Annotated in this window: 10 protein-coding genes; 9 read left to right on the top strand and 1 reads right to left on the bottom strand. The window is 32.1% G+C overall.

From position 1 onward, the window contains the following. The first annotated feature begins 333 nt into the window (after window positions 1-333). From AC3QL1_RS02745 to AC3QL1_RS02780, 8 genes are all read left to right on the top strand, one after another. Complete coding sequence (locus tag AC3QL1_RS02745; RefSeq protein WP_492494887.1) at window positions 334-927, top strand: GNAT family N-acetyltransferase; 594 nt, start codon at window positions 334-336, stop codon at window positions 925-927. Window positions 928-1,512: 585 nt separating this feature from the next. Then, complete coding sequence (locus AC3QL1_RS02750; protein ID WP_492494888.1) at window positions 1,513-2,346, top strand: alpha/beta fold hydrolase; 834 nt, start codon at window positions 1,513-1,515, stop codon at window positions 2,344-2,346. Between the two features lie 30 nt (window positions 2,347-2,376). After that, window positions 2,377-3,183 (top strand): helix-turn-helix domain-containing protein, encoded by an 807-nt coding sequence (locus tag AC3QL1_RS02755; RefSeq protein ID WP_492494890.1) that lies wholly within the window; start codon window positions 2,377-2,379, stop codon window positions 3,181-3,183. A 77-nt stretch (window positions 3,184-3,260) separates the two neighbouring features. Continuing rightward, window positions 3,261-4,790, top strand: coding sequence for a serine hydrolase domain-containing protein (locus tag AC3QL1_RS02760; protein WP_492494891.1), 1,530 nt, complete (start codon window positions 3,261-3,263; stop codon window positions 4,788-4,790). Between the two features lie 9 nt (window positions 4,791-4,799). Next, window positions 4,800-5,273, top strand: a complete 474-nt coding sequence (locus tag AC3QL1_RS02765; protein ID WP_492494892.1) for a nuclear transport factor 2 family protein — start codon at window positions 4,800-4,802, stop codon at window positions 5,271-5,273. A gap of 151 nt (window positions 5,274-5,424) precedes the next feature. Beyond that, the gene (locus tag AC3QL1_RS02770; RefSeq protein WP_492494893.1) at window positions 5,425-6,879 is read left to right on the top strand and encodes a serine hydrolase; all 1,455 of its coding nucleotides are present in this window, start codon (window positions 5,425-5,427) and stop codon (window positions 6,877-6,879) included. 121 nt (window positions 6,880-7,000) lie between these two features. Next, a complete protein-coding gene (locus AC3QL1_RS02775) occupies window positions 7,001-7,417 on the top strand; it encodes a DUF6157 family protein (protein WP_492494894.1) in 417 nt (138 codons plus the stop codon). A 214-nt stretch (window positions 7,418-7,631) separates the two neighbouring features. After that, the gene (locus AC3QL1_RS02780) at window positions 7,632-8,069 is read left to right on the top strand and encodes a hypothetical protein (protein WP_492494896.1); all 438 of its coding nucleotides are present in this window, start codon (window positions 7,632-7,634) and stop codon (window positions 8,067-8,069) included. A 93-nt stretch (window positions 8,070-8,162) separates the two neighbouring features. Here AC3QL1_RS02780 and AC3QL1_RS02785 read toward each other — a convergent pair whose 3' ends face one another. Continuing rightward, a complete protein-coding gene (locus tag AC3QL1_RS02785; protein ID WP_492494898.1) occupies window positions 8,163-10,553 on the bottom strand; it encodes a penicillin acylase family protein in 2,391 nt (796 codons plus the stop codon). A gap of 114 nt (window positions 10,554-10,667) precedes the next feature. Between AC3QL1_RS02785 and AC3QL1_RS02790 the strand changes: the two genes are divergently transcribed. Further along, on the top strand, window positions 10,668-12,224 hold the full coding sequence (locus tag AC3QL1_RS02790) for a hypothetical protein (protein WP_492494899.1): 1,557 nt from the start codon (window positions 10,668-10,670) through the stop codon (window positions 12,222-12,224). Window positions 12,225-12,234: the final 10 nt, after the last annotated feature.

Consider the following 12,234-nt stretch of genomic DNA (forward strand, 5'->3'; position numbering starts at 1 on the left):
CCACTATATCTTTTGTGGCCACAATAGCAACGCGCATTGCCACAAAAGGATGCCGTTCCTATCCCTCATGCAACTCTCGTTTTCATAACAAATTAGCGTTTTTGTGGATTTATTAGAAACATCAAATAGGCTACTTTCGTTCAAGAAATAATTTCTATTTTTTTGTCATTTCAACGAAAGGAGAAATCACACTAGAAACTCCGCAAACAAAATCGCCAATCTTCGTCGAATTACGTGTGTGATTTCTCGTCACTCGAAATGACAACATTGTGTATAAAAACTTTGCGCCTTGGCGACTTTGCGAGAACTATATACTATTAAAAAACTTAATTCATGAAAAGCGAACTATTACAATCAGACATTATTTTAGAAAACGAAAAAGTTTTACTACTTCCTTTCGAAAACAAAAGAAACATCGAACTCAAAGAAATCATTTTCGACGATGAAATCTGGGAATACATGGGAATGTATGTGCGAACTGAAACTGATTTCGAAAACTATATTCAAAACACACTAAAACAAAAAGCAGACGGAATTTGTTATCCGTTTTTAATTATAGATAAAGCCACCAATAAAGTTTCCGGAAGTACCCGATACGGATATCTAAATCACGCAAGCCAAAAATGCGAAATTGGCTGGACCTGGTATGGAAAAGCATTTCAGGGAACAGGTTTAAACAAAGCTTGTAAATATGAATTATTGAATTTTGGTTTCGAAAACATTCAATTTAAAAGGATACAATTTAGCGCCGATCTTGAAAATATAAGATCCCAAAAAGCCATTGAAAATCTGGGTGCTTTAAAAGAAGGGATATTTAGAAATAATTATGTTGATTCTGAAGGAAAAAGTAAAGATGATGTTTATTATAGTATTATTTTGGAGGAATGGAAGAATACTAAAAGAGATTATTTTGGAGAGTTTATATAGATTTACATATTTTAGCTTCTTCATCAATATTTAAGAAAAGCCAATTATGGAGACAATAAGTTTAATTACTATTTGCATGGGATATGGATTTATTTGGTTCGTAACATTTGTTCATCCTCCAGCGCATAGAATTCTACGAGAGAAAAAAACATATAATTTATTTCTGTGCTTTTCGGTTTTATCTCCAATAATCTCTATTACTGCCTATAATCCTCAAATGTTGCAAAATCGAAAAGAGACATTATTTATCTCTCTATATTCATTGTTCTTTTTATTGATTTATAAATATTGTGATACTTATATCCTTAAGAAATATGGACGTAATCTGTATTTTAAAAAAAAGTACAATACTGTCTGGAATGATCAGGAATCTGATGAGGCACAATCTCTTGATGAATGGTTTCAATATTGCTTAGCAATTATACCGCTAATATTATGTTACATTTTAAAATATCTAATACTTGATATTATACTTAGTTATAATGTTTAAATTATTTCTCAATCAAAATTGAAACAAAAAATGAATTCTGTCGTCTATTAATTATTAGACAATAATCGTCACCAAAATCATCAATCAAAAACCAAATGAAAAAATCAATCATTCTGTTAGCAATCTTTTTATTAACCTTTGGAACAATTTCTGCACAGACAGAAATCAAAATTCCATACGGAAATAATCCCGAAGCCGGACATTACAAAGAAATCAACGGTTTTAAAATGTATTACGAAGTTTACGGCTCTGGGGAACCTTTGGTTTTGCTTCATGGCAATGGCGGTTCAATTAAAGGTCATACACGCAGAATTGAATATTTCAAACAAAAATTTCAGGTTATTGCCATTGACAGTCGAGGTCACGGAAAATCTGTAGATGATTCTAAACAACAGCTGAATTACGTTCAAATGGCTGATGATGTCAGTGTTTTACTGGATTCGCTTAAAATTAAAAATGCTAATATCTGGGGACAAAGCGATGGCGGAATTCTAGGTCTTTTACTGGCTATTAATCATCCCGATAAAACGGGCAAAGTTGCCACTTTTGGAGCCAATTTGTTTCCGGGTAAAAAAGCAATCTACACTGAAATTGACAAAATGGTTATGGATACTTTGAAAGCGACAAAAGATCCCCGCACTAAAAATCTATATACTTTACTGGCAAAACAACCTAATATTACTGACAAAGATCTTCAAAAAATAAAATGTCCGGTTTTAATTATGTCGGGTGACCGCGACGTGATCAGACTGGAACATTCTATCGAAATATTTAATAATATTCCCAATTCAAACTTTTTTGTAATGCCGGGCGCAACCCATTTTGGCGCTTATGAAAAACCGGATCTTTTTAACTTGGTTTTGATGAGTTTCTTTACAGATCCGTTTAAGAAAACATCAAGTGTAGAATTATTTACAGGAAAAAAATAAGCTGAATTTCCATAACATAATAATCATCAAATGAAATTATATTCAGAATATTATGTGAGTAAAAAATGCGAACGGTTTGTCAATAAAATTTGGTGTCTCGATAATAGCATCGGCGAAAGCCTAATCGAGAACAAACTCGTTTTACCAAACGGCTGTTTTAATCTCGCTATTGTAAGCGGAAACGCAACCGAAGTTCATACAAGCAAACAAAAGTATGAAATGCCCGAAGGAATTTATTTTTGTTCGCAAATGACCAATAAAGTTTTGGTAAACATTCAGCCGAAAACGAAAGTAACTATAATTCAGTTTCATGCCTGGACACTTTCTATGTTTCCTAATTATGATTTGAGCAATTTTACCGATTCTATTATTAAAATCAGTCCGAGTGAATTGCCTTTTGACAAGGAAATTGATTTGAGTTTAAACAGTGAAATTTCGAAATTATTAAACACCATTAATCATTATTTTGAAGAATTGAGTGCTTTACATTCAAACAAAAATAGTGTCGAAAAAATCTGCGAAATCATCAAACTTCATAACGAAGAAATTACGGTTTCGGAAATTGGAAAATTTTTAAATGTCTCACAAAGATTATTGCAGATTAAGTTTAAAACCGCAACCGGACTTACCATTAAAAAATACATTCAGATTTTGAAGTTCAGAAAATCAATTGATCAAATGGTAAACATTGGTTTGGACAAACTAAATCTCACTGATGTAGCACTTTACAACAAATATTTTGATCAGTCGCATTTTATAAAACAGTTCAAAGATGTGATGAAAACGACTCCGAAAACCTTTAATTCAAGCTCGTATTTTCTTTCGAAAAAAAGATAATATTTCGCATTTGTACAATTTTAAAAATTATAATTGTACTACTATTGCAAAATCATCAATCAATCAAATCAATCAAAATGAAAATCAATTCATCATTTTTCAGGTTAAAAGTAATTTTAATTGGAATACTACTCTTTCAATTGCACAGTGGATTTTCTCAGGAGAAAAAAAACTCAAAACTCTACAAAACCATTATGTCAAAAGACAGCCTTCTGTTTAATGTTGGCTTTAATACTTGCGATATTTCACAATTTGAAAATCTTTTAAGTGACAATTTTGAATTTTATCACGACAAAGACAGTATTTCTGATAAAGCTCTATTTCTTCACAACCTTAAAAAAGGTTTATGCGGTTCAATCGGAACATACCAATCCAGAAGATATTTAGTTCCTAACAGTACCGAAGTTTATCCTTTATATAAAAAAGGTATTTTGTATGGCGCGATGCAAATGGGTATTCACCAATTCTACGAAAAATCAACTGATAAAAATGGAAATCTTGCAGATGCAAAAGAAAATTTTGGCAGTACAGCGAGATTTACTCATGTCTGGCTATTAAACAACGGTATTTGGAAATTGAAAAGATCTTTTAGTTACGATCATCAAACTGTAAATACGGCCGGCACTAAATCAGACATTTTTGACAACGATGCCGAAATCAAAAAATGGCTGCTACAAAACAATGTTCCCACGATGGGAATTGGCATAATCAACAACGGAAAGCTTCAGGATGTAAAAGTATTTGGCGAACTTAAAAAAGGAGTTACAGCGCCTTATAATACTATTTGGAATGTCGCTTCATTAACAAAACCCGTAACAGCAATTGTGACTTTAAAACTGGTAAGTGAGGGAAAATGGAATCTTGACGAACCTCTTGATAAATATTGGATAGATCCGGATATTAAAAACGACCCTAACCATAAATTATTGACAACAAGAATTATTTTAAGCCATCAAACGGGTTTCCCAAATTGGAGATTTTTGAATAAATCCGGAACATTGGATTTTCAGTTTAAACCTGGAACTAAATTTCAATATTCAGGTGAAGGATTTGCATATTTGAGCAAAGCATTGGAGAATAAATTTCATAAAACAATAGATGAATTAGCCAATGAGTTAATTTTTAAACCTTTAAAAACAACTGATACTCAGTTTATTTGGAATGATAAAATAGACCTTTCGAGATATGCTGTTAATTATGATAACAATGGAAATCCGTATGAACCAACTAAAAACAAAACCGCAAGTGCAGCCGATGATTTGTTGACAACCGTTGAAGATTACAGCAATTTTTTATGCAGTATTTTAAACAGTGACGGCTTAAGCAAAAAAGTTTTTGATGAAATGGTTTCGCATCAGGTTGATGTTAAGAATGACAAATATTTTGGTTTAGGTTTTAAAATATATGATTTAGGAAGTGAAAATTATGCTTTATCACACAGCGGAGCAGACAAAGGCGTTCAGACGATTTTTATTCTACTTCCAAAAACAAAACAAGGCTTACTTATTTTTACCAATGTTGATGATGGTTACAAGGTTTATGAAAAAATCGTTTCTCATTATTTAGGTGAAAACGGAAGAAAAATAATTGACATCGAAATGAAATAAAGGACAATTATGAAAATGATAAACACTTTGGCCTTTTTTATATTGTTTTTGAACAGAGAAGCAAAGGCTCAAACGAATAATGAAGTCCTAAAAATAGATCTTCTAAAAAATGAAATCATTAAAATGGACAGTTTGCTTTTTAATGTTGCCTTTAATCAATGTGATGCCGGTCTTTTTAAAAAAATCATTGCAGAAGATATTGAATTTTACGACGACCGTTTTGGATTAAATACTTCAAAAGGAAATGAAATAAAATCTTTAACGGAAAGATGTGCAAGCTCTGAGAAACTTACCCGAAAATTAGATTTCTGCACAATTGATAAATTAGGTGATTTTGGAGCTGTACAATTGGGAGAACATACTTTTCTTGTCAATAATATTCCGGTGGGAACGGGAAAATTCATCCATATCTGGGAACGAAAAGAAGAGAATTGGCAATTAAAAAGAATCGTTAGTTATGAACACAGACCTATTAAAAAGTAGTTATTCTGATTCTTTATTCTAAAAAAGATAATAAAAAACCGATAATTTGGAAACAAAATCATAAAATAGTCGTCTAATAATTAGACGGCTATTTTCGTTTACTATTATATCAAATACCAAAAACCATTTATTAATCATAATCAATCAATTCATGAAAAAATCAATCAAACTCACCTTCTTTTTTGCATTCCTGCTTCTGTTTACGTTCGCAACAACATTTGCACAAGATAAATCAAAACAAATTGATGAACTTTTAAGCAAATACAATCAATACGATCAATTTAACGGATCGGCGTTAGTTGCAGAAAACGGAAAAGTTATTCTGAAAAAAGGATATGGTTATGCCAATATGGAATGGAATATTCCGAATCAGCCGGACACTAAATTCAGATTAGGTTCTATCACTAAACAATTTACGGCTTTGTTAATTGTAAAATTGGCCGAAGAAGGAAAAATAAAACTGGACGTTCCTATTACAACATATTTGCCGGATTATCCAAAAGAAAACGGTGACAAAATCACGATTCATAATTTACTAACGCACACTTCAGGAATTCCAAATTATACCAACGCTCCCAATTTCCTGAAAGAAAAGGCCAAGAATCCTTATTCTCCGGCAGATTTTGTAAAAACATTTTCGAGTTTGCCACTTGAATTTAAACCTGGTGAAAAATTCGTTTACAGCAATTCCGGTTATTTTTTATTAGGATATATTATTGAAAAAATTACCGGTAAAACGTATGAGCAGTATTTACAGGAAACTATTTTTACACCTTTAAAAATGGTTAATTCCGGTTATGATCACAGCGATATTATTATCAAAAACAGAGCTGCAGGTTATGAAAAACAAGGAAAAAAGATCGTTAATGCTTCTTATCTTGACATGAGTATTCCGTATGCCGCAGGATCGCTGTATTCAACTGCAGAAGATTTGTATTTATGGGATCAGGCACTTTATACGAACAAATTACTTTCGGAAAAATCAATGGAATCTTTGTTCAAATCTTATATAAATATAGGAGATGAAAGTTATGGTTATGGATGGTTTCTTGGTGAAATAACGATCGGAACTAAAAAAGTAAAAGTTGTTGAACATGGTGGAGGAATAAATGGTTTTAATACCAATATATCTCGCATTCCATCAGATAAAATCCTAATCGTCTTATTGAATAATACCGGAAGAGCTGTTTTAAGCGAAATGACAGAAAATATTAGAAATATTTTATACAATCAGCCAATTGATCAACCCAAAAAATCGCTGGCGTTTGAATTGTTAGAAGTATTTTCAGAAAAAGGAGTTAAAGGCGGAACAGAAACTTACGCTAAATTGAAAAACGATCCAACTTATGGTATTAAAGAAGGTGATATGAACAATGTTGGATATCAATTATTACAAACAGGAAAAAAGAAAGAAGCAATCGAAATCTTCAAAATTAATGTAGAAGCTTTTCCAAAATCAGGAAATGTTTATGATAGTTTGGGAGAAGCATATCTGGCCGATGGCGATAAAAACTTAGCCATAATTAATTATAAAAAATCAATAGAGCTTGATCCTTCCAACGAAGGCGGAAAAAAAGCTTTGGCAGAAATTTTAAAAAACCAATAATCAAAAATCGAATAATCAGGTCATCAACAATTGACTCTGACAATCAGCTTTTAAACTGATTGTTGGAGTTTTTTTTATTTTAAAAATGATTATTTTAGCGTAAACAAAATCAATAAACGAGATGAAAATTCATACCACAAATTATCAGAACACTTTTATTGAAACTGCAGAAGATAGTCCTGTAACAAGCGCCGAGATTCCGCCAATAAAAGGCGACAAAAAAACCGTTGCCAATATCGAGTTTGAAATGATCAGCAGAAATCCTTATAAATTTACTTCAGATGATGTTTTGTTTCAGGTTTTTGCAGAGAAAAATGATTTAACAAAATCAGAATATAAGGAAGCGCGCGATCAATTTTTCTCTAAAGGTCAGGCTTGCTTTCGCGCTTCGCCATTGACAAAACGTTATGGCTGGGGAATTCATAATGACGAAAATGGAAAAATAGCTTTATACGGAATGGAAACTCCTGAATATCAAAAATTCTTAAAAGATGAAAATCTAAAAGTCGTAAAAGCAATTCGAAGTTCCAGAAAATAAAACTCAAAAAGGAATATTCGTAACTGTTCTCTTATTAACTCCGATCGTACAATTTTTAAAAATCTGCAGTATCGGATTTTTTATTTAAAAGTCATTTTTTCGATTGAATATTTACAACAAAAAAGCTAATTTAGCCCAGCCCGAAAAATAATATCAAAACCCGAAATCAACTTGATTTACAACTTAAAAAGTGTAAGCAATTTAAAAATAACCTATGAAAAAAAATTACTTTTTACTTCTTGTCTTATTGATGTTTGTTCCTTCTGTATGTATTTCCCAAACTTCTGTAAATGCTCCAATGCCAACACAGCAGAATACAATTATCGTAAATAAAATCATCGATGTTACCAATTACAAAACTTATTTTGTTGATTATTGTTTAACGAAAATAAACGAAACAGCTTATAAAGAAAAATGGAACGAGAAAAAAACAGTTGAAATTACAGAAACCATCAACTTTAAAAATTTTAGAGATGCTGTTTATAATATGTTTGCGTTTTACAACGAAGTAGATTTGGAAACATTATTAAAAGAATATCAAAAAAATACTGCTTATCAAACGACAAACGTCATGACGACTAATAAAGTTTTGCTTAACAATCTGGATATTTATGCCAAAGATGTTGTTACCGGAAAATATTTAGCTAAATAAACTCTAAGGTACTAAGTTGCTAAGGTTCTGAGGTTCTAAGTTTGAAATCTTACTAACTTAGAACCTCAGAACCTTAGCGACTTTAAAAAAAAACTATTTCTTCTTTGGTTTAAAGACTAATTTTGTCGAAGTTTTTATAATTTCCTCTTTATTCAATTTCATTTTTCTGAATTTTCCGTGAACAAACATTTCGGCCTGATCGTTATAATGTTTGCTGAAAGGATTTCCGGATTGTCCGGTTGGCAAGATGCTCCAACTGTTTTCAACATCTGCAAAATCGACAATTCTTCTGGTTGAAGGTCCGCCTTTTACATAATATTTCCCTTCTTCATTATATCCAAAAAACTGATTGTTGATTACTTCATTCGATCCCGGATCTGCAAACGGACCCACATTAAATAATTTGCGTAAAGCAGCTACTTTTCCTAACGGATGTTCGTGTTCTACAGTATGCACTTTTCCCCAATTCCAGTCAGGAACATTGTTTCCTAATTGTTCTTTAAGAGCCGTAATCGCTTCATGAAATGACTTTGTTACAATTTGATTTCTCGTTTCTTTTACCTTCTTCGTTTTGACATTATCCCACCAAAGTGAATTTTCGTTTACAATTTGTCTGGCAATAATTTGTTTTCCTAAACTCACGCCCAGAAACAAATTAAAATTCTCTGATCCCATTTCATCTTCAAACGTGTTTTTCAAATATAAATACACCCATTTGTTGTAAATCGTCGGCGCAATATCTTCTAAATTATTGGTTCCTTTCCATGATTTCAAAATTCCGATTGCCTGTTTTTCTTCTATTGAAAGAGCATTTTTATTTAAACTTGCGATTAAATTTTTAGCAACTCCCGGCGAAACATCAGATGTATTATCATAAATCATTTCACTAATTTCTGTTTTATCCCAATTTGATTTTGCATCCATTAAACCCGAAATTCTTTTCGCACGATCTTCGGGCAAATAATAGCCTGGATATAAATAGCCATCAACCGCTTCGGGCTGATTGTTTGCAGAATAGACATAACCCCATTCTGGATTTTCTGCCGACGGATTTTTAGAGAAATCCAAATACTCTTTTATATCATCTTTACCACTTGAGCCGTCGAGAATAAAAAACGAATTTACACCTTTATCATGTTTATACAATTTTCCTGTTGCCCACCACGCCACATTTCCTTTGGCATCGCCGTACATGACATTCAATCCCGGCGCAGCAACCAGCTGAACTGCTTTTTTAAAATCGTCTTTGCTTTTAGCATGTGAAAGTCCGTAAACAGCGTCGAGAATCTGAATTGGTTGCTGCGTATAAATCCACGACATTGCAATTGGATTTTTGCGATCTAGACGTTCTAATAAATCATTCATTATTGGACCGTGTCGACTTGATTTTACAGTTAGAACCACATCCGAAGTATCTTTAACCTTTATTGTTTTTTTTCTGGTTTCATATTTAGCAAAACCATCCTGTGTTTGATATTGAGTTGAATCTCCTGCTTTATTTTTTTCCTGATAAAAATCGATGTCATCATTTTCAAACATTGTTAAACCATAAGCATAATCGCGATTGTGTGCCAATAACGGAAATGGCGTTCCGGCGAGATAACAGCCATATAATTCATGTTCCTGCGTTACCAAATGCGCTTCGTACCAGGTTGCCGGCTGCGAAAATCCAATATGCGGATCATTCGCAAAAATGACTTTTCCGCTTTTGGTTTTATTAGGTCCGGCAATCCAACTGTTACTTCCCACAAATGGCGGAATTGGTGATTTGTCCAGTAAAGCTGCAACTGATTTTGAAATCGCGGTATATTCTTCAATATTTTCTTTTGAACTTCTAATTTGCGTTGTATTAAATTCACCTTCGATTCCCAGATCTTTCAAATATTCAGCACCATATTTATTTCGAATATCGGTTAATAATGGATCTGTCTTTTGAGCCATCGCAAAACTAAAAGACATATATCCGAAAATATTATAGACATCTTCGATCGTAAATTTTTTCTTTTTCACACCAACCAAAGTAAATTCAACCGGCGTAACTCCTTCTTCTAAATATTGATTAATTCCGTCTAAATACGCCAAGGTTAACTGATAACTCTGACTGTTTTTATTCAATTTTGCAATGGCTTTCGCCGAAGCTTCTTCAATACCAATTCCGGAGAAAAACATATCATTTTTAAGCGCAACCGATCCAAAAATTTCTGATAATTTTCCAGGTGCAATTCTGCGTAGTAATTCCATTTGCCATAATCTTTCCTGCGCGTGAACATATCCAAGCGCCGTCATTGCATCTTTTTCAGAATTGGCATAAATATGAGGAACTCCAAAATCATCAAAATAAACTGTAGTTTCCTTTTGGAGATTTTTCAATTGTAATTCTCCTTCATATTTGGGTTTCAAATGAAAAATATAACCGCATAAACCAATTCCTAAAACAACAATTAAGGCCAATAAAATCAGCAGGATTTTTTTAATGATTTTCATATTCAAAAGATTAAGCAAATAATGATTATGTAATGATGTAACTTAAAGAGCAAATCTTATAAGAAACATGGCTTTTAAAACTCTAAATTTATGTATTTAAAACCAATACAATAAATGTCAATCTATAAAAAAATAGCAATCGGTGTAATTTCAGTCTTCCTTTTTGTCATTTTTATCAATATTGGTCTCAATTATTGGATAAAAAAACAATTACCTATAATTATACACGAGAAAAATACGACTCCGTATAATATCAATTACGAAAAAATTGAAGTCTCGCTTTTTTCCAGAAATATCTACGCACAAACATTATTGGTAAGTCCGAAGAACCAGCCAAAAGACAGCAAAAACGGACTTTTTTCTAAAATAGAATCTATTACAATCAAGCATTTTAATGTCTGGGATTTGGCTTTTCGTGATATTATTCAGGCAGAAAGTATTATCATCAATAAGCCTCGCGTGATTTTATACAAAAAAGGCGAAAAACTTTTGAATAACAGCAAAAGCATTAAAAATGAAATCATAGAACCATTTCGTAAAATTATTGCTGTTTCAAATATTTACCTTAATGACGCTTCGGTTGACGTAGTTTCTTTAGATAGTCAAAAACCCATTTTAAGTATTAAGAAGATCATCGTAAAACTCGAAGGAATTTTAATAACGGATAAGACATTAAGCGAAAAAATCCCGCTTCAGTTTGAAAGTTACGCTTTAGTAATTGATAGTTTATTTTACAGACCGAGTGCCTTTTATACTATTACGGTAGGCAAAATCAGTACTGAAAAGAACTTTCTTAAAATTAATAATTTTGCAAATCTTCCTCAATTTACCCGAAGAGAATTTACAAAGCGTTTAGAAAAAGAAAAAGACATTTACACTTTAAAATTAGATTCTGCCGAAATAAAAAAAATGGATTGGGGTTTCAAAAACGATCAATTTTTCTTTAAGGCAAATTCACTTGTAATGCATCATTTTGACGCTAATATCTACCGCGGAAAAATGCCAAAAGACGATTTAAGCAAAAAATATCTTTACAATCATTTGTTGCGAAATATTAAATTTCCGCTGCAAATTGATACGCTTCAGGTTTTGAAATCGAAACTGGTTTATGAAGAAGAGATTGATTTTTCTAAAGGTCCGGGAGTTTTAAATTTTGATAAATTCAATTTGCAGGCTACCAATTTGCGAAGTGGTTTTGGTTTGAAAAAAACAAACGACGTGAAGATCAAAGTGAATTGTATTTTCATGAAAAATTCTCCTCTTAATGTCGATTGGAGTTTTAATGTTCTCGACAAAAATGATGGTTTTCATATCCAGGGCGTTATTTCAAATTTTGATGTCAGGGCAATGGGGCAATTCAGCAAACCTTATATGAACGCTTCATTTACCGGAGTTTTCAATAAATACCGATTTAATTTCTACGGAAATGATAATATTTCAAAAGGAAACGCTTCTTTAGATTATGATGATTTGAAAGTGAAATTATTCAAAAAGAAACATCCTGAAAAAGAGGCAAAATTAAAATCGGCCATCGTTAATTTATTAGTTAAAAATGATTCAAAAGACAAAGCAAAAACCGCTGATGTTGAACTCGAAAGAATTCAGGAAAAATCATTTTATAACTTTTTATGGCGAAGTATCGCTGAGTCTTTGAAGAAGATTTTGATTTAGAAGATTTATT

It is taken from the genome of Flavobacterium sp. GW823-FHT04A11, assembly GCF_058796535.1.